General features: G+C 59.6%; 23 protein-coding genes and 2 pseudogenes. 12 read left to right on the top strand and 13 right to left on the bottom strand.

The window, feature by feature from the left end:
• The first annotated feature begins 276 nt into the window (after positions 1 to 276).
• A complete protein-coding gene (locus tag ACM5SV_RS27430) occupies positions 277 to 681 on the top strand; it encodes a GFA family protein (protein ID WP_222017636.1) in 405 nt (134 codons plus the stop codon).
• A 94-nt stretch (positions 682 to 775) separates the two neighbouring features.
• Here ACM5SV_RS27430 and ACM5SV_RS27435 read toward each other — a convergent pair whose 3' ends face one another.
• Complete coding sequence (locus ACM5SV_RS27435) at positions 776 to 1,177, bottom strand: GFA family protein (protein ID WP_221971255.1); 402 nt, start codon at positions 1,175 to 1,177, stop codon at positions 776 to 778.
• A 151-nt stretch (positions 1,178 to 1,328) separates the two neighbouring features.
• Positions 1,329 to 2,195, bottom strand: coding sequence for a LysR family transcriptional regulator (locus ACM5SV_RS27440; protein ID WP_222017638.1), 867 nt, complete (start codon positions 2,193 to 2,195; stop codon positions 1,329 to 1,331).
• Positions 2,196 to 2,264: 69 nt separating this feature from the next.
• Between ACM5SV_RS27440 and ACM5SV_RS27445 the strand changes: the two genes are divergently transcribed.
• Positions 2,265 to 3,239, top strand: coding sequence for a quinone oxidoreductase family protein (locus tag ACM5SV_RS27445; RefSeq protein ID WP_222017640.1), 975 nt, complete (start codon positions 2,265 to 2,267; stop codon positions 3,237 to 3,239).
• A gap of 263 nt (positions 3,240 to 3,502) precedes the next feature.
• The gene (locus ACM5SV_RS27450) at positions 3,503 to 4,456 is read left to right on the top strand and encodes an NmrA/HSCARG family protein (protein ID WP_419425452.1); all 954 of its coding nucleotides are present in this window, start codon (positions 3,503 to 3,505) and stop codon (positions 4,454 to 4,456) included.
• A 60-nt stretch (positions 4,457 to 4,516) separates the two neighbouring features.
• On the opposite strand, the gene ACM5SV_RS27455 is transcribed toward ACM5SV_RS27450, so the two are convergent.
• Positions 4,517 to 5,437, bottom strand: a complete 921-nt coding sequence (locus ACM5SV_RS27455; RefSeq protein ID WP_222017644.1) for a LysR family transcriptional regulator — start codon at positions 5,435 to 5,437, stop codon at positions 4,517 to 4,519.
• A gap of 110 nt (positions 5,438 to 5,547) precedes the next feature.
• On the bottom strand, positions 5,548 to 6,585 hold the full coding sequence (locus tag ACM5SV_RS27460; protein WP_222017646.1) for a LacI family DNA-binding transcriptional regulator: 1,038 nt from the start codon (positions 6,583 to 6,585) through the stop codon (positions 5,548 to 5,550).
• Between the two features lie 551 nt (positions 6,586 to 7,136).
• On the opposite strand from ACM5SV_RS27460, the gene ACM5SV_RS27465 reads away from it, so the two are divergent.
• Positions 7,137 to 8,639, top strand: coding sequence for a DegQ family serine endoprotease (locus ACM5SV_RS27465; RefSeq protein ID WP_222017648.1), 1,503 nt, complete (start codon positions 7,137 to 7,139; stop codon positions 8,637 to 8,639).
• A gap of 139 nt (positions 8,640 to 8,778) precedes the next feature.
• Here the strand turns inward: ACM5SV_RS27465 and ACM5SV_RS27470 are convergent, their stop codons facing one another.
• Together ACM5SV_RS27470 and ACM5SV_RS27475 are read right to left on the bottom strand one after the other, a co-directional pair.
• The gene (locus tag ACM5SV_RS27470) at positions 8,779 to 9,153 is read right to left on the bottom strand and encodes a hypothetical protein (RefSeq protein ID WP_222017649.1); all 375 of its coding nucleotides are present in this window, start codon (positions 9,151 to 9,153) and stop codon (positions 8,779 to 8,781) included.
• A 72-nt stretch (positions 9,154 to 9,225) separates the two neighbouring features.
• Entirely contained in the window at positions 9,226 to 9,630 is a 405-nt protein-coding gene (locus tag ACM5SV_RS27475) for a hypothetical protein (protein WP_012756527.1), read from the bottom strand.
• Positions 9,631 to 9,819: 189 nt separating this feature from the next.
• On the opposite strand from ACM5SV_RS27475, the gene ACM5SV_RS27480 reads away from it, so the two are divergent.
• From ACM5SV_RS27480 to ACM5SV_RS27515, 8 genes are all read left to right on the top strand, one after another.
• Entirely contained in the window at positions 9,820 to 10,122 is a 303-nt protein-coding gene (locus ACM5SV_RS27480) for a hypothetical protein (RefSeq protein ID WP_419425453.1), read from the top strand.
• A gap of 145 nt (positions 10,123 to 10,267) precedes the next feature.
• Positions 10,268 to 10,531: a DUF1488 domain-containing protein gene (locus ACM5SV_RS27485; protein WP_012756525.1), complete on the top strand. Its 264-nt coding sequence runs from the start codon at positions 10,268 to 10,270 to the stop codon at positions 10,529 to 10,531.
• Positions 10,532 to 10,612: 81 nt separating this feature from the next.
• On the top strand, positions 10,613 to 10,975 hold the full coding sequence (locus ACM5SV_RS27490) for a hypothetical protein (RefSeq protein WP_017993329.1): 363 nt from the start codon (positions 10,613 to 10,615) through the stop codon (positions 10,973 to 10,975).
• A gap of 65 nt (positions 10,976 to 11,040) precedes the next feature.
• A complete protein-coding gene (locus tag ACM5SV_RS27495) occupies positions 11,041 to 11,187 on the top strand; it encodes a hypothetical protein (RefSeq protein ID WP_164902274.1) in 147 nt (48 codons plus the stop codon).
• An 85-nt stretch (positions 11,188 to 11,272) separates the two neighbouring features.
• Positions 11,273 to 11,716 carry a pyridoxamine 5'-phosphate oxidase family protein gene (locus ACM5SV_RS27500; protein ID WP_012756522.1) on the top strand — a complete coding sequence of 148 codons (444 nt, stop codon included), beginning with the start codon at positions 11,273 to 11,275 and terminating at the stop codon, positions 11,714 to 11,716.
• A 216-nt stretch (positions 11,717 to 11,932) separates the two neighbouring features.
• Positions 11,933 to 12,169: a hypothetical protein gene (locus ACM5SV_RS27505; protein ID WP_017959490.1), complete on the top strand. Its 237-nt coding sequence runs from the start codon at positions 11,933 to 11,935 to the stop codon at positions 12,167 to 12,169.
• 230 nt (positions 12,170 to 12,399) lie between these two features.
• Entirely contained in the window at positions 12,400 to 12,582 is a 183-nt protein-coding gene (locus tag ACM5SV_RS27510) for a DUF3606 domain-containing protein (protein WP_222017653.1), read from the top strand.
• A 336-nt stretch (positions 12,583 to 12,918) separates the two neighbouring features.
• Complete coding sequence (locus tag ACM5SV_RS27515; protein ID WP_113546219.1) at positions 12,919 to 13,119, top strand: hypothetical protein; 201 nt, start codon at positions 12,919 to 12,921, stop codon at positions 13,117 to 13,119.
• Positions 13,120 to 13,736: 617 nt separating this feature from the next.
• Here the strand turns inward: ACM5SV_RS27515 and ACM5SV_RS27520 are convergent.
• From ACM5SV_RS27520 to ACM5SV_RS27550, 7 genes and pseudogenes are all read right to left on the bottom strand, one after another.
• Positions 13,737 to 13,922, bottom strand: a complete 186-nt coding sequence (locus ACM5SV_RS27520) for a hypothetical protein (RefSeq protein WP_003557517.1) — start codon at positions 13,920 to 13,922, stop codon at positions 13,737 to 13,739.
• A gap of 216 nt (positions 13,923 to 14,138) precedes the next feature.
• A complete protein-coding gene (locus tag ACM5SV_RS27525; RefSeq protein ID WP_113546220.1) occupies positions 14,139 to 14,567 on the bottom strand; it encodes a DUF1515 domain-containing protein in 429 nt (142 codons plus the stop codon).
• A gap of 285 nt (positions 14,568 to 14,852) precedes the next feature.
• Positions 14,853 to 16,693 (bottom strand): annotated as a pseudogene (locus ACM5SV_RS27530) (SGNH/GDSL hydrolase family protein).
• Positions 16,690 to 16,902: a hypothetical protein gene (locus ACM5SV_RS27535; protein ID WP_222017655.1), complete on the bottom strand. Its 213-nt coding sequence runs from the start codon at positions 16,900 to 16,902 to the stop codon at positions 16,690 to 16,692. Before ACM5SV_RS27535 ends, ACM5SV_RS27530 begins: the two are co-directional and overlap by 4 nt.
• A 19-nt stretch (positions 16,903 to 16,921) precedes the next feature.
• Positions 16,922 to 17,273 (bottom strand): annotated as a pseudogene (locus ACM5SV_RS27540) (hypothetical protein).
• Positions 17,273 to 17,740 carry a lysozyme gene (locus ACM5SV_RS27545; RefSeq protein WP_222017657.1) on the bottom strand — a complete coding sequence of 156 codons (468 nt, stop codon included), beginning with the start codon at positions 17,738 to 17,740 and terminating at the stop codon, positions 17,273 to 17,275. The pseudogene ACM5SV_RS27540 and the gene ACM5SV_RS27545 overlap by 1 nt, the downstream one beginning before the upstream one ends.
• Complete coding sequence (locus tag ACM5SV_RS27550; RefSeq protein WP_222017659.1) at positions 17,715 to 17,969, bottom strand: hypothetical protein; 255 nt, start codon at positions 17,967 to 17,969, stop codon at positions 17,715 to 17,717. The genes ACM5SV_RS27545 and ACM5SV_RS27550 overlap by 26 nt, the downstream gene beginning before the upstream one ends.
• Positions 17,970 to 18,032: the final 63 nt, after the last annotated feature.

Genomic DNA, 18,032 nt, shown 5'->3' on the forward strand with positions numbered 1-18,032 from the left:
GGTGAAGCTCACGCGGGTATCCGATAAAGTCCTGAAAGACGTCGCCGACGACGCGACGGGGCCGATGAGGGCTCCGGATCCGCTTCCGGCCTGAAGCGGTCAGATGGCTTTCTTCTAGACTTCGGCATTCCGCGATCTACATTTGAGCTTCTGTGGGCCTGAAATTGTATCAGGTCTCAGCCCCTTCGCATCGCCCACCCTCACCATGTGCGGTTCGGGCCTGCGCTTCACCCCCTCATTCAATGTAATTTCACCGTGCAAGCGGGAGGAGTTTCCATGGCTAATGCCCAATGCGCCTGCGGCGCTCTGAGACTGACGCTCAGCGAGCCGCCACAACTGACAGCTCTCTGCCACTGTTTGGCTTGCCAGCGCAGAACGGGTGCGCCGTTCAGCGCAAATGCTTTCTACTCGATTGCCTGTGTCGAAATATCTGGAACATCTACGGAATTCATTCGTACCGCCGAGAGCGGTCGCAAGGTTCGAATGCATTTTTGCCCAACATGCGGCTCGACCGTCTATTGGAAGGCCGATGCTGCACCGTCCTGGATCGGGGTGGCGGTCGGGTCCCTTGCCGACCCTGCCTTCGCGCCACCTGCCCTATCAGTCTTCGAACAATCGAAACATAAGTGGGTGCAGCTTGACGACGAGGTAGAGCACTTTCAAGGTTCGGTGTCCGAGTGACCGGCCAGACAAGTTCTCATGGCGCATTCCGGCCTCTCTCGGCGATAAGCGGTGCCCGGCGCAGAAGGGGATGCCCAGCAGGCTTTGGCTTGGCTTAGTCCGCCTTTTCCGAAGCGATCTCATTTCCTTCGTGAAGCGCAGCTCCGACGACCGGGGCGAGCCAAGGTTCACGTCGAATGTTCCACACTTCGACCATCGGGCTGATAGCGTAAGGCGCGTCATCAAGCGTCCCCAGAAACACTTCCACGCCGCCATCGGAGAGAAAGAAGAGCCGAGAACCACAGACAGGGCAGAAGGACCTTTTATCGAAAGTGCTGATTTCGCCGGACATCTGGAATTGCCGACGATGCCAATTTGCCGTTGCGGAGAAAGCGGAGCCCGTGATCTTTCTACACGTCTTGCAGTGGCACAACCCTGACTGATAGGGCTCGCCCCAGACCTCATAACGCACTGCACCGCACAGGCATCCACCCGTTCGTATTGCTTCGACTGGCATGTTCTCCTCCCGCCTGAAGTTGTGACGACCCACTAAAGACAACAGCGGCTGAGATATCAATGACGGCAATGGGCGCAAACCTGAACTCCGCCGGGCTGCGACCAGTTCAATGGCTGCCTTTGCCCCCTGCGGCCCCGGCCAACTGAGCGGACTACTTCACGAGAGCATTCTTCAGCGCATCGACGACGACGCGGATGGAGGGGACGTCTTTGATGTCAGAATGGACAACCAGCCAGACCTCTCTTGTCAAAAGATGTTCGGTCTCAATGCGCTGGAGACCGCTGGTGTCAAGGACGGCGAAATCGGGGAGCATGACGACACCGGCGCCAAGGCTTGCGGTTGCGGCCTGAAACTCCAGAACGGATGATCTCACGGCGATCGGCCGGCCAGCGGCGAGTTCGATTAGCCGCAGCTGTTGCGGTGAGGCGTTCATGGTTTCGTCGTAACCGATGAAGGTCCAGTCCGACGGGGAAACCGTTTCGAGATAGGTCTTTGATGCGTAGAGATGGAAGCTTGTCTCGCCGAGCTTGACGATGGCGTAATCGCCGTCCTCGGGACGCGACATGCGCACGGCGATATCGGCCTCTCGTCTGTTCAGGGAGGCGAGCCGCTTTTCTCCGACAAGCGTGATCTCAACACCCGGATGGTCTCGCCTGACGGCCGCGATCGGCTTTGCCAACAGCACGCTTGAGAGAGCGGGAGGCGCGCTGATCCTGACATGGCCCCGCAATTCCGTGGCGCTGCTGCGACCAAGCTGCTCGATTGCTGCGGTCTGCGCCGCGACAAGAGCTGCGTGCCTGGCAACCTGCTCTCCGTCCGAGGTTAAAATGATGCGCCGTCCGCGGCGGTCGACCAGCTTGCGTCCCAGACTGGCTTCAAGCGACGAAACGCGCCGGCTGATCGTCGCGTGTTCGACGTCGAGCTGCTTTGCTGCGCCAAGCAAGGTTCCGGACTGCGCCAGCGCCAGGAAATGCCGAAGGTCGTCCCAGTCGAGTTTTGTGAATTCTTTCCCAATCATTGTGAAACAATAGGGAATTTTCACACACCACGCCATCGCCTAATTTGTGCCCATGAAGGAGCACGAGAGATGACCGACCAAATCATATGGCTGAACGCCCCCGGTGATACCGCCCAGTTCCATGTTGAGCAGCATCACCAGTGTGAACCTCCCGGTCATGGCGAGATACAAATCCGTCACGAGGCGATCGGAACCAACTTTCTCGACGTCTATCAACGCAAGGGCCTCTATCCCATGCCTTCCTATCCCTCGGTGATCGGCGCCGAGGCGGCGGGCATCGTCGACGATGTCGGTCCCGGCGTCTCCATCTTCGAAAAGGGTGACCGCGTCGCCTATGGAGGGCCTCCGGTTGGCGCTTATCGCTCCACCAGGAACATTGCCGCCGAAAGGGCGATCAAGCTTCCGGATGCCGTTTCAGCGAAAACGGCAGCGAGTTCGCTGCTCAAAGGCATGACCGCCTACATGCTGCTGAAAAAGACCTATGATGTGCATGCAGGAACCCAGGTTCTGATCCATGCGGCTGCGGGCGGGCTCGGGAGCATCCTCGTTCGCTGGGCCAGATCGCTCGATGCCACGGTGATCGGGACGGTCGGCTCTTCCGAAAAGGCCGCACTCGCCGCATCTTATGGAGCCGATCACCTTATTGTCGGACGAGACGCCGATATCGTCGCGGACGTGAAGCGGCTGACGAACGGGCTTGGTGTCGACGTCGCCTATGACGGGATCGGCGGTGACACGCTTCTCAAAAGCATACGCTCTGTCCGCCCATTCGGCATGGCTGTCACCATCGGCCAGGCCGCCGGTGCCATTCCACCGGTGCCTGTCGAGGAACTTCGCCCGGGCAAGGCGCTCTGCCATCCGAGCATCATGGCCTGGTGCGCTGACATCGGACAGTATCGCGAGGCTGCTCTGGCTGCCGTCGGGGCGATGGAAACCGGGATCGTTTCGCAGATCGGTGCCGAATATCGCTTGGCCGATGTTGCCAAGGCGCATGAAGAGATGGAATCCGGACGCTCGGCGGGCAGTATCCTGCTGATCCCTTGAAGAGCCAGAGAAACAGCGCCGGCAGAGTCCATGGATCGCTGTCGGCGCCTTTCAGTCCTCGGTGCGGGTTTCGACGCGCTTGGCCGGCACCATTTATCCATAAAATGGCATTATGTTATGTATTTCAGATATCTACAGCCATAGAACCTGTTGAGATAGGGTCCGCCATTGCGGTGGGAACTCGGCATAGGCCGACCGCTCTCCCGCAAAATGACGCCCGGCACCGCAGTCGGCGTCAATGACAGGGAAAGGTTCAAAGCTCTATGTCTGCCCATGAAAAACCACTGATCGCGATTGTCGGCGCAACGAGCAAACAGGGGCGCAGCGTTGCCACGACGCTCCTTGACAGCCAACGTTTCCGGGTGCGCGCTTTCACCCGGAAAAAGGATTCCCCTGAAGCTTTACGTCTGGAGAAACGCGGCGCTGAAATCGTCACCGTCCCTCTCGAACTTGGCCGTCAAAAGGACCTCGTTGCCGCCTTCAAAGGCGCGGATGGCGCATTTCTGATGACGCCGCCGATCGCCCCGCCGGAGACCATCGAGACCCCTCTCGGCCGACAACTGGCGGATGCCGCCGCTGAGGCCGGCGTCGGGCATATAGTTTTCAGCACGCTGGAGAATGTCGACAAGATCACCAGTGGCATGAAGTATGCGCCGCATTTTACCGACAAGGCACGCGTAGCAGACCCCATTCGCGGCTTGCCGATCTCTCATTCCTTCGTCATGCTGGCATTCTTTTATACGAATCTGCTCGAATATTATGTGCCGCGCATGGAGGGCGATACGCTGCTCCTGCCGGTTTATCTTCCCGAAGATTTCCGAGCGCCTTTTGTCGATCCGCTGACCGCGACCGGGCCTGCCGTCCTCGAGATTTTCTCAAATCCCGAGCGTTACAACGGCAAAACCCTGCCGATCGTTGGCGACATCATTTCTCCGAACGAGATGATCGAAACCTTTCAGCGCGTGACCGGCCTCAAGGCCGCGTATCGAAACGCTTTCACCCGGGATGGCCTGCTGCACTATTTTCCAGAATTTGCTGCCAACGAACTTCTCGTTCGAGAGCTTCTGGGGATGGTCGAATACGCTGTCGACTATGGCTATTTCGGCAAGGAGAACGACCTTGAATGGAGCCGTCGCCTGAACCCCGACACGCTCAACTGGGAACAATATCTCAAGACGACGGGGTGGCGTGGCGATAAGCGGTCTTTCGGACGTTGAAGCATGTCGCGCAAATGTGTGCAGCGGTTTTGCAATAACGATATGCTTGAAAACAAAGACTTACGATGGCCGGATTCCCGGCAATTGGGAAACCTCGGCGACAAGAAAGTCGACGAGAAGCCGAACGCGGGCAATGGCTGCACGCTCTGGAACGATCAGCAAGCTCACCGGAACCGGTAAAGGACGATAGTCGCCAAGCAAGACCTCGAGTTGGCCGTCATCCAGAAGATCGTGAACCAACCAGAGATGTGCAGGACCAATGCCGCGACCGGCGGCAAAGGCTTCACGCGCCGCAAGCCCGTGATCGACGCGCAACTTCCCACTGACGGGGATCATCAGGCTTGTGCCATCGGCAGAGGAAAGAACGAGCTGATCGCTGCCGGCCACATTGGACATCACCACGGTTTCGTAGCGCGACAGATCGGCTGGGTGCTGCGGCCGTCCATGGACGGACAAATAGGTCGGAGCGCCCACCAGCAGCCGATGGCTTTCTCCGAGCGCATGAAGTTTCATCGCGCTGTCGGCTAGAGGCCCAAGACGGAGTGCGACATCGACGCCTTCGCGAACCAGGTCGATCCGCTCGTCCGTCAGGTTGAGGTCGACCCGGATGTCCGGATGCCTGTCCTGGAAATCGAAGATCAGGCGCGTGATGTGCATCACGCCGAGCGCTGCCGTACACGAAAGCCGAACAGCACCGGCAGGGGCCTGACGGGCATCTCGCGCTTCTTCAGCCGCCTGTTCAACCAGGCGTAATATCTGCAGGCAGTTGGTATAATAGCGGCTGCCTTCGTCCGTGAGAGTGACGCGACGCGTGGTTCGGCTGAGAAGCGGTACGCCGACAGCCTCTTCAAGTTCATTGAGGTGCCGCGTCACGGTGGATTGACCGACACCCAGCTCTCTTGCGACCATCGACAGATTGCCGCGTTCGGCGACGCGAGCGAAGGTGCGCATTCTGTCGAGAGACAGTCCCGTATTATCCATTTTTCAGCACATTGACTGTCATTCAGCCAATATAGGGAATAATCTGGACTGCGCCTAGTTCAGTGGCATTTCATTCGGCAGATCGTCTCGGCTTACCGCGTCGAGCCGCGCTAGCGCGTCGAGCCGCGCGGGATGATGGAGAAGCCGCAATCGACCTTGTCTTCGCCGGGCGGCTCGTCGCGGATGGCGCGTAGCAGCATGTCGGCGACGCGGTAGCCGATATCGTAGCGTGCAATCTGCACCGTCGTCAGCGTCGGCTGGGTGAAGGCCGAAAATTCCAGATCGTTGAAGCCGCAGATGCCGACATCCTCGGGCACGCGGATGCCGCGCACGGCGCATTCGATGAGCACGCCGAGCGCCAGATCGTCGCTTTGGGCAAAGACGGCATCGATATCCGGCACGCGCTGCAACAGGCGGGCAAACAATTCCCTGCCGAGGCCGGTGCTGCTTCCCTCATCTCCGCCAATGGCGAGATCTGGATCGAAGCGGCCGGCTTCCCGCATCGCGGCCTCATAGCCTTCCTTCCGGCGACGCGAGCGAATATCCGTGCCGCGGCCGATGAAGCCGATCCTCTCATAGCCTCTCGACAGCAGGAAGCGGGTGGGTTCGGCGCCGGCCGCATGATGATCAAGGCCGACGACCAGCCTTGCCGGCTCCTGGCTGAGATCGGTGATATGGGCGATCGGACAGGTGGCATTCTCGATCAGCGGCAGGAGATCACGATAGGATTCGGCGCCGGCAATGATGACGCCGGCCGGCTTCTGCGTCAGGAAGGATCTGAGCTCGCCGGCCTCGCCGTCGGCATGGTGGAGCGTATTGGAATATTGCACGCGGAATTCGGTAGCGCGCAAGCAATCCTCGATGCCGATCATCAGGCCGGCGAAGCCGTGCTGGTGCAAAGCGGGCGTGATGACGCCGATGATGCCGTTATGGCGACCGGCCAGCGCCCGGGCGGCAAGATTGGGGGTATACCCCATCTCCCCCACCGTGCGCAGGATGGTCTGGCGCAGATCCTCCGAGACGATTTCAGGATTGCGAAGCGCACGCGAAATCGTGATGGGGCTGACCCCCACCTTCTTTGCCACATCGCTCAACTTCACATGCGCGCCGCGCCTGGCTTTCCGCCCCCGCTCCACTGCTGCCCTCATCGCCCCTTATACGTCGCCCGCGAGACTCGCTTGCCCTCGATTCGCGGTTTTTACTTTCTGAAGAAGAAATAATTTAGAGTCTACTAACATTTTATATTCGCAACAGGATCCGGGAATATAACTTCCGGAAAGAGCAACAAGATCGTCTGCCGGCAAATTACGGACGCATGCGGCGAACGGATCACCGCCTCCTGGAATAAGTCCATTTATTTTCGAATGAAAACATCGCGGCGGCGGCGAAGCCAGGCAAAATGTGGCCGGAATTTTTGAGAAGCTCAAACGCTGCGTGAGCGAAGATTAGATTCCGGCCATATCTTACAAATCGGCAATATAAACATGATCAAACTTTAATTTGTAAATCCGCTCGGTGGGATCATATGAATCCCGAGCGCCAATTCTTCTCTTCCCCCGGTCGCCGCCCCCGACGACTGCGCGTTCCCAAGAGGAATTGGCGCCAAACGCCACCCGACGCCAGGTCCCAGGACATGGAACCACGACGCCATCCAAGCCAACGCTCTCGCAAGGGACCACCGTCCAAGGGATCACCACCCATGTCACACATCCTCCGCAACCATCGCACCGCAGCCCTTGTCGGGGCCGCCATCATCGCCGGCGCAGCCTGCCTGCCCTTCGCCGTCAACGCCTCCAATGCCGTTGCAGCGCCTTCGGATACCGGCGGCATTCTCGCCCCCAGCGGCTCCTTCGCTTCCATCGTCGAAGCCGACAAGCCTGCGGTCGTCACCATCACCACGACGATGAAGGCGACCGATGTCAGCGCCGACCAGGAATCGCCGATGGACGAGCAGTTCCGCCAGTTCTTCGAGGATCAGGGCATCCCGCTGCCGCGCCAGGCGCCGCAAAAGCGGCCTTCGCAGCAGGCGATGGCGCTCGGCTCCGGCTTCATCATCAGCCGCGACGGGGTGATCGTCACCAACAACCATGTCATCGACAATGCCGTCGATATCAAGGTGACGCTGGATGACGGCACGGAACTGCCGGCCAAGCTGATCGGCACCGATCCGAAATCCGATGTCGCCGTGCTGAAGATAGAGGCGGGCAAGCCGCTGCAGACTATCGCCTGGGGCGATTCCGACAGGCTGAAGCTCGGCGACCAGATTCTGGCGATCGGCAACCCCTTCGGCATCGGCACCACGGTGACGGCAGGCATCGTCTCGGCGCGCGGCCGCGACCTGCACAGCGGGCCTTATGACGATTTCATCCAGATCGACGCGCCGATCAACCATGGCAATTCCGGAGGACCGCTGGTCGACCGCAGCGGCAATGTCGTCGGCATCAACACCGCCATCTATTCGCCAAACGGCGGCAGCGTCGGCGTCGGTTTCGCCATTCCCTCCGACGAGGCCAAGGCGATCGTCGCCAAGCTGCAGAAGGACGGCTCGATCGATCACGGCTATCTCGGCGTGCAGATCCAGCCGGTCACCAAGGATGTCGCCGATGCCGTCGGCCTCGATAAGACCGGCGGCGCGCTGGTTGCCGCCGTCACCGCCGATACGCCGGCCGCCCATGCCGGCCTGAAGCCCGGCGATATCGTCACGTCAGTCGGCGGCGAGAGCGTCAAGACGCCGAAAGACCTGTCGCGCCTGGTCGCCGACCTTTCGCCGGGCGCGAAAAAATCCCTCAGCGTCTGGCGCGACGGCAAGACGATCGATCTCAACGTCACCGTCGGCACCAATGAGGAAGGCCAGAAACAGGCGGCGGCCGAAAGCCCCGACGCTCAAGATCAGAGCTCCGGCCAGCCGAGCCTCGGCATCGGCCTTGCCGATCTGACGCCCGATGTGCGCCAGCAGCTCAACCTGCCGCGCTCGATCAACGGTGCGGTGGTCGCCAAGGTCGCCCCGGACAAGTCAGCGGCTGCCGCCGGCATCCAGTCCGGCGATGTCATCGTCTCGGTGAATGACAGACCTGTTCATAACGCCCGCGACGTCAAGACCGCAATTGCCGATGCCGGCAAGGCCGGCCGCAAGTCGGTGCTGCTGCTCGTCGAACGCGATGGCAACAAGACCTTTGTCGCCGTGCCGTTTGCGGCGGCGTGACGGTCGCCCGAGTTGTTGCTGCAAACAGGAAAGCCTGCCTGACGCGGGCTTTTCGACCGATCTGGCGGAAAGGCCTTGAAGGCAAGCGCCGCCCACTCGGAAAAATTAATAGGGCGCTGTCCGTCCCTCTATTTCCTGCTCAGGGAGATTTCAGCTTCGTTGTCTTTGCGCGCAGGCGGGATTTGCCTTTTTGGTGGTTTGCCTCTTGCTGCTCTACCGCATCGGAGTGGTTGCGTTGCGCGGCCTCCAATTGCTGCCGCGTCGGGAGATCATGGTCGTAGGTGGAAGCGCTGAATGCCGTCGCATTATCGAATGGACCTTTGTGTGGACGCGCCAGACCATAGGCTTGGTTATCGGCGCTATCGATCCCCTCCTCCGCTGACGATGACCGCGCTTGACGAGCCTGCGTTATCAGATCGTCTGCAGTTGGGCTTAAGGTTGCGATTTTCCGCAAGAAGGCGATGATTTTGCTCTTCCCGGCCCTGTCCTTTCGATTGGCATGGATCGCGGACATGTCTTCTTCCTTGTTCGTCATGTTATCGGGACGATCGATCCGGGGGCGCTGGCGACATCGCAGCAGGCCCGTTCACGGGATCTCGAGCAATCGTTCAGGCAGCCTGGTTTTGGGAAAGCGGTAAGCTGGCGGCCGCAGCGATGCGTCCGCACGCCCGGACGCCGTATACCGCGCGATCCGATAGGCTTTCACCGGGGCGCCGCCGTCATCCTGCCATCGGGCAAAGGAGCCGTCCTCCGTCGCCTGCGGAAGCGGGCCGGAACTCAACTGAGTCGCGAGATACATTTTCAGCGCCGATTTTAACGCGGCCTCATCGACGATCCCCATTTGGAAACAATGAATGAGGAAACTTGTGGCGGTGATCTCACCCTCATCGGCCGCATGGGTTTCGCCGCCGCGAAATCCGACCTTTCGCAGAATACGATCCAGCATTCTCAAATTGTCGATATCGAAAAACTGATCTGATGTGGAAGACATGGCGTCCTCCTTCGTTGGGGCTAGGGTTCACTGGCGCCAGATTACTGTCGCGCCCCAAGCAGCGGTGCCCGTATCGTGCCCGCCGATAAATTAGCTTGCGCTTATTGCCAGCTGACCGCAACCTCATTCGGCGGTAGCCATTGATAATGGCGGGGCGGAACCCATTTTAGAGAGAGGAGGATACGCATCATGCAGTTCAACGGTGAAGCGACCCTCACAAAGCCGTCGGCACTGGCGGTTTCGGAACGGCGTGCGCTCATAGATCACCTCAGAGAGGTGATCGCAGGCTTGGCTCACGGGCTGGCCGCCGACGGATTGCTGGACCTTGTGCCGCCTCTGCTTGAGATAAACAAAGTCCTCCGCGATATGACGGACGAAATTTCGCGTGCGGATCCGGTCTATTCCGACGAGATCATCACTGGTACGGTGCGCTTGATCAAGACGTCGCAGGCTTTGCTTGCTGACCGGGTCATCGTGCAGACGATCCATTAAGACCTGCCGACAGTCGGGTATGGCGGCAGGCTGAATGCCAACCATTGGCATCAAGATGCCCGTTCCGGCCAGCCGTGCATCGACAATCATCGCCGGGTCCGAAGTCCGCACAGCGGCTCCCGCCCACTTCCAAGGATCAACCGCAATGGCACTTATCTTTCCCAACAGAAGCCGCAGCTTCGATGAAGCGCGAAAAGGTGTCCGCTTCACCGGCTATGACGGCATGTTCGAAGTCAGGTTTCTGGTCGAAGAGGCAGCGCTTGGCAGCGCGATCACCCAGAACTCCTCCGAGGCCGCCTATCTCAATGCCTTTGATGCGGCGCGCTCTGCCATTCAGGAGGCCGCATCGAGAGCCTATCAGCATCGACGCGGAAACAACTTCACGCTCACGGCCGCAGATTTTCGCTGATCGCGAGAAGGAGCGTGCGGCCGGTGAACTGAAACGGCCACCATCCTGCTACTGCCGGATGAGACAGGGGAAGCAAAGCATATGGTTTCCACACGATACCGCCCGAAAGACCTGAAGTTGGCGCGTCGCCATATCGTGAAGGCGGCGCATCGCGTTGCCGATCAGGAAATGCTGATCAAGAAACTATTGCGCAAAGGTAGACCCTCCGGATCGGCCTATGCGCTGCTCAGCAGGCTCTACGACGATCAACGGCGGAAGCTCGATCGGCTGAAACTGATCGAAGCGATGGTTGAGGTAGAAGGGCAATTGTGTGTGGACGTGCCCAGCAATCCTGGCCCCTCCGCGCCGCCCTTTGCGATCGTGCACAGCAGCGGGATCTCTCTACCGGACCGGCAACCCGCCACGCCTTGCAGCGCAGATGTTTGGCGCCCATATCTGGTGTAGTGGCAGCTTGTGAACGGGCGCTGCTTCCCGGGGTTGTTACCCGGCCCCAACTAAAGGAGGGCATGATGTCTTCCACGGTAAACATCCATTCGTGGAAACGCCTGGCTCAGCATATCGGCAGGCTCCGGTACATCGACTTTCTCGTGAAATCGACACCAGCAATCTGTCTGGCCTTTATCGTCTATATCATCTTCGAGGATGTCTTCTGGTAGGCGCTGCAAGACTGTTGCGGCGAGCCAAGACGTTATGCTGCCGATCAAATGAAGGGCTGAAACGCTGACGGAATTGGATAAAGCGATGCAACTGCGAGAAATGGGTCAACAAGACTGCCTCGCCTTTCTGGCAGGCCACACCCGTGGCCACCTGGCATGCCTGGGCGAAAAATATCCCTATATCGTTCCCATTCAGTATGCCTATGAAAAAGACCGGCTTTTCATATTTTCCATGCCGGGCCTGAAGATTGATCTATTGCGGGCCCATTCACCGGCCTGCGTTCAGGTTGAAGAATTCGGCGAAAACCGAACGTGGAAGAGCGTGCTTGTTCAGGGCACCTATGATGAGCTGACCGATACGCCGGCCCGGCATGACGAACGCCTCCACGCCTGGTCTCTCCTGCAGAAGCAACCATTCTGGTGGGAACCCGGATCGCTTGCCTTAAACTCGGAAAGCGAAGACGGCCCTGCTCCATCCATATTCTTCGGTATTTCGATTGAGATGGTATCGGGGAGGCAAGTAGTTTAACATGCGGGCGTTCAGACTCGCCGCGCCTTAATCCTTGATTGGCAAGGGTGCGCTGCTGCATGATATATGGAACTCCAGACAGACACCTCCAGCTAAACGCTGTCCGATACCAGCCTTTCCCATAGGGGCGCGGATTGCTTGATGCATCCTACCAAACGTGGCGAGCTGAAACGCAGCACTGCGTTCAATGCCACGCGACCACTCATAGGGAAAACGATGACAGACGCACCTGAGAATGAAGCGCTTTTCAATATCACCGGACACTATGTGCAGGAATTGAAGGCCGTTCTTCAAAGCGAGAGCATTGTCGAAGGCACCGACTACGAAAACAGCGCCTTTAACGAAAAACGACGGAACGAAGGACTGCACCTGCTGCGATTCCACAAGACCGGCACGGCAGCGCAGGCAACGCAGATCTGGGAAAAACATATGACGGCCCGAGCGCATCGATAAAACGGCACGAAGCCAATTCTTCGACCGATGCCGGCTTGGCTCGTTCCGGAGCCGATAGAGCATGATGCCGAAAAGTGTGAGCGGTTTTCGGACGACACGATGCTCTGACTCTTTTATTGAGACCAGGATTCAGATTTTAGGCCGGCCCGGCCTAAATCATCCTGTTCTCGTGCTGACGCGCGGCGACATGAGCTGATGTCCGGCGCAACATTGCCTTGAAAGGAAAAATCATGACCAACGACACAACCAAAAAGGCCCAGTCCGCCAAAGCGGCCGTGGCTGACGCCCCCTACGACGTCATCTATTTCGCGAAGAAACACCGCATTTCCAACGAGGATGCCAAGGACATCATCGAAAAGCACGGCGCCAATCGCAAAGAGGCGGACAAGGCGGGCCGGCGTATCAGCGTTTAGGGCAGAAAATAGCCTCGCAGGCGTTCAAATCCTAAAGTCTTTATTTGATGCATGTCCTTGCCCCAAAACCGCTGTACGGTTTTGGGCGAGATGCAGCAGCCTCTATAGCCTTTGCATCTGCTAGCGATGCCACGATGCAACAGCAACGGACGAATTAACCCTACTGGCTTACCTTAATATCAGCATGCGCTTGAATACGTCGGCTCCTATGCCATCGTAGCGTCACGATAAGACTTCTGGTTCGTGAAGCAGCTCGCCGGAACCGTGGCCCGCCTTTCCGGGGAGAGGCCGGCTTTCCTTTACAGGGGCCGAGCTCAATCAAATGGAGGGTGTGCCATGAACAACGTCTTGGAATTTCGTCCAAAATGCCCGCATGCCGAAAGCCTGTCCGACTGCCGGGAAGCCCTTGAACCTGCCGTGATGAAGATCGTCAGCGACGCCATCGGCAGGGGATACACGGCAGCGGAAGCCGCCATGGTGGTTGCCGACATCGCCGATGACTACATCCTCATGCTCTCGCGGCAACCACGCCATTGATAGGTGTTTCGGGCGCGCGGCTGTACCTTCTTGAGCCATCGCAGGTGCTGGGCTCGGCACGGATCGCTGCGTCTTTGCAGGTTTGGATCTTCCAATAGGCCATGTGACGGCCGACAAGAATGGCTTCGCCCGCTGCCGAGAGCCGGGAGCAAAGCCCTTCCGTGAGACGCTTGCATCAAGTGGACCGCGCAGCAACTGCAGGGGTAGCAGTGGTACAGGAGACGAGACCTGCCGCGCGATCCGCCGGCAAAACCCCTGATGTTGCCGGAAGTTCCCCGGCAGAGATGTGACGCCACGATCCCGGAAATTCCGCCTGGGGATCATCGACAACCTGCCCGGGCACGTTGCGACCGTCACACCGATAAGCTCCCGCCGGGCAAAAACCGACAGGCACATCACAACGCCAACGAAAAACCCCGCCGGAGCGGGGCTTTCAGCAGGTCCAAGTGGAGCAAGCCGAACATTCGGCCGACGTTTTAAACAAAATCGATCATTTCAAAATCCGGCAAAAGCACCTCTTTCGCGAGCGTTCACGGCGCTGCTCTGTTCCGCTCAATCTTTGAATCATTGTCGTAATGTGGCGTGTAATGGCCACTTGCGACGTGCCCCCTCCCCACCTAACGCCACCTTGGCTGGCGCGGCGGAGCATTGGCCTGGATTTCATGGAGCGGCGCCCGCGACCCGAGAAGTTTCTTCAGCTTCTTCTCCTCGGCAGGGCCGATGCCAAACTTGCGGCAATGCTCCGCAACATCGTGCTCTCGCGGGCCGGGAATGCGAACTTGGCGGTTGTCCATACTCTTCATGTCTGTTTCCTCCTGAGAGGAAAACCGGCAAGGTGCGGATTTGTTCGTTAGCGAAGTCTAAAATTTAGGGTTTTGTTTTGCGTCGGTTTGCAGCGAGTGAGAAACGCCGGTCTGCTGGCGCCAGGCGCTCGCAACGAGATCAATGGGTTTCTGCCTTCCTAAACGTAGCCCTGAAGAGCGCCTGTCTTCCTCTCCAAGGATTACAGATCGAGCCGATCAATTGATCTTCAACCAATGCCGAAGTGCCGCCACCGCGCCATCGCTCGCATAGGCAATGGTGCCGCCGATCGTCAGTCCGGCAAAGGCAATCAACCCGGATATCCCGTAGCCGATCGTCTTCATCCGTTTCCACTCTTCAAGCGCCGGCCCCACCGCCTCCTGGTTCTTCTCGACGGTCTCCTTGAGGGTTCTGATTTCCTCGCGGATCAGCGCATCCGCGCCGCCGCTGATCGCCACCCTGGTATCGAGCTGGGCGATCTGCCCGGCCTGTTCGTCGAGCCGCTTATGGATCACGGCACGGCTGTCGTGGGCGTTGGCCTTTTCGTCGCTGACCTCGTTGCGCAGAAGCGCGACGTTTTCTTCGATGCCGGTCAGCCTGCCCTCGACGCGCCCGAGGGCGCGAAGGATATCGTCGTTGGATGTCATCTCTATCGGTGCTCTGTCGTGGGTTGGAACGTTTTCAGCCTAGGGATGTTGAGTCTTCGGATTCGCGAAGAGGCGTATGCATGCCGCAAAACAGCTCGATAGATCTGACGCGAGGCGCCCATGAGAATGCTATTGATGATCATCATCGGGGTAATGGTCGCGTCGATCCTGAGCATCCTGGTGATCAAGCCGTTCGATCAAGGCGGCAAGAGCGAAACGCCCCCGCCGGTCATCCAGCAGCCGGAGCCGAAGTGACGATGTCGAAGGGCTCTTCGTTGGCTCCGCCTATGGATTGAATTTCACCTTCTCGGATTGGGGAATGCCGGTGGCGACGCGGTCGATCACGGCGCCGTAGGGATGAACGCCATCCGGCGTGACGCTCGGGCGGACGATGGAGCCGACCGGCAGCACCGTGGAGCGCGGGATCGAAATGGTGATCGTATTGCCGGAGATGCTGCCGATCGACGTGGTCGACAGGCGGGCAAGGCCATCCGGCCCGGCATAGGTGCTGATCTCCTGCTCCGGCCCGAAGATGCTGGCATCCGCCACTTCGATCGTCGTGTAGGTCGCAACTCCGTCCGTGCCCGACTGCACGGTCACCACCGTGCTCGACAGCTCCAGCATACCGGGCCAGACGCCATCCCTTTCACCGGAGACCCAGGCCGCATAGGTATCGATAGCATCGTCGCAGCAGGCGGAGGTCTTCGCCAGGATATCGGCGCGCAGCCGCCATTTGCCCGAAGCATCCGTACCGTCCGCCGGCCAGGTGTTGTTGGCGGAAAAGCTCTGATACGAGGCCCTGAGATAGAGGTCGTTGGCGGTGATCGTGCCGGTCGCGGGCGATGTCGCCGATCCGGCGAAATTATAGGTGAAGCTGTTCGGCCCGGTGACCGTGATCACCGCATTGCCGTTATATTCCGTCGGCGTAGCGCCGGAGATCGACACCGTCTGGCCGGTCGTAAGCCCATTGATGCCCGAGGCGATCGTTGCCGTGACGACGGTGCCGACCGATGTCAGGGTGACCGTGCGGGTGGATACGGTGCGGCCGAGCGGCGGCAAGGCGACGATTTTAACGCCGGGGTAGCGCGCCCGAAGCCTGGTGATCAAGCTTCTGTAGTTGGTGTTGAAGAACTGCGTGTAGGTGGCCGCCGTATCGTTCTGCCCCATCTGGTTGGCGATGACGGTGAACGGCTTCTTGTTGTTGTTGAAGGCGGTGATTTCGTCGAGAACGGCCCAGCGCCGGGTCGCGATCGCAGCCCCGGTGCCGGTGAGCTCGCGCACCGAACCGTTTCCCGGCATGCCGATCATCAGATGCGGAATGCGGCCGATGCCGCCATCCCTGTCGAGCCAGCGGCGAAACCAGCCGAGATTGCCGCGCGCATCGGCAGCCGCGGAAAACTGCTGGCGCGCTTCACCCAGGCTGTCGACGACAGCAAGTGCGACCGGCCTTCCATCCCAATCGCCCTTGGCGACCATGAAGTCAGGCCCATAATATTGTGGCTGGGTGACGGTCGCGTAGTTGGAGTCGAGTGCGGCGGTGCTGTCGGCAAGCGGGGTGTCCTTGAAGGCGAGCAGCGTGGCGAGATCGCCGGCACCCCAGACGCGCTCGCCGCGGTGCTTCTGGATGCGATAGACCGGCCAGATCTTCTCGCCGACGGCGGTATGATAAAACAGCCAGATTTCGATTTCGCTTTCCGAGGCGACATCGGGAATGGTCAGTTCGTCCGTCCAGGCGCCGTTCGTCTGATCCGCGACCGTCCCGTGTTCAGGCCGGCGAAGGTGCATTGGTAGAAGACGCCGGCCGCCCTGATGAACATCGCATCGGCAACGACGGAATTGCCCGGCGTGCCGATCGTGCCGGTAACGACCGTTTCCTGCGGCGCGTTTCCACCTTCCGTCGAGGCAAAGCCCGAGAGGTGAAAGCGGAAGGTCCTGGTCTTGTACTGCGGCGTGTTGACGACGACCTTGGTGCAGACATAATTCGTGCCGGATGCAGCGGTGACGATACTGCCTGATGGCATGCGGTTGCGGGTCACGAAGAACATGTAGCGGTCGGGGTCTCCGCCGGCTCCGCCTCCACCGCTCAGCATCGGGCTTGTCAGGGCAAGCGAAATGGCGTTCATCATCGGCGTGTTCCATATCTGCTGGTGAGGTCGTCGTAGAATTGAATGGTGCGCCCCTGCCGGGCGTTGGCGCGGTCGAGCGCCTGCCGCTCGCGGGCGAGGATGGCGATGACGGGCTCGCCTTCCGCAACAGGCGCATGCGCTTCCTGGCGGCGCAGATCGTCCGGCAACGGCGGCAGGACGACGCCGGCCGCCGCCTGCCCCTTCGTCACCGCCGCCTTGTTCAATCGCTCAGTGGCGGAGCAGCCACTGACGATCAGCAGCAGTGACAGCGCAAGCGCGGTTCTTTTCCGAAAGCTGAAGCTCATAGGATTGGATCTCGGTTTCGAGGGTCTCTTTGGCGGCCTGCTCGGCAGCCGAGGCGCTTGCGATGCTCTTCGGTCGCCTGGGTGGCCGCGTTTCGCTGGCGCTCCATTTCGGCGGCCTTGGCTTCGGCCACCGTGTTCTCGGCAACTAGGACATAGCCGGCGCGGGCTTCGCTGGCGGCGGCCGGATAGCCGATCGAAACGGCATAGAGGTGGTAGAGCAGCAGACCGGCCGCCAGGCCGGCACCGAGCTTGAGATAGTCGAGGATCCCGAACATCAGACCGGAATCCCATTGAGGCAAAGGGCGCGCTCCGCGGTGCGCCTCTTCGTCAGACCATGAAGCTGGATGCCGGCGGCGCGATCCCACTTCAGCAGTTCGTTGCAGGCCCCGACGACATCGCCCGAGTTCAACTTGCGCGTCAGAGTGGATTTGCAGAAGGCGCCTGTGCCGACGTTGTAGGTGAAGGACAGGAAAGCAACATAGGCGGCGGCGGGAACTTGCTCCGGCTGCTTCATGCAGGCGCGCATGCTGATCTCGAATTCCTTCAGGCTGTCGCCGAGCATGTCTTTGCATTGAGCGATGGTGTATCTGTCGCCCATCTTCACGCCGCGCGTCTCGCCGAAGCAGACCGTCGGAATGCCGATTGGGTCGCGATAAGCGACGGTGCGCAGCCCTTCGAAGGTGCTGACGACTGCGATGCAGGCAGCGGCGATCGCGCTACCCTTCTTGAGGCGGCTTGCCATTCAAATCTCCTGAAACTTTTTGCTGGACGAAGATGCGAGCGATGATCGCAGCGACGGCGAGAAGGCCGGCGACCGCCGACATTCCGAGCTGGATGTAGATGTTCTTCGCAACCCAGGTGGCGGCGACGAAGGTGTAGATCGGCTCGATGATGATGAAGAGCAGAGCGAGCACCATGAGGCGGACGCTCCAGGCGCGTTTCAGCACCTCGCGCCAGTTATGGACGAGCATGAAAGGCTCCAGATTGTAGGATTTCAGGCGTCAGTTGACGCGGAACGATATTCCGTCGAGCGA

Source organism: Rhizobium sp. CRRU65 (genome assembly GCF_048551595.1).
GTDB classification, from domain to species: domain Bacteria; phylum Pseudomonadota; class Alphaproteobacteria; order Rhizobiales; family Rhizobiaceae; genus Rhizobium; species Rhizobium leguminosarum_J.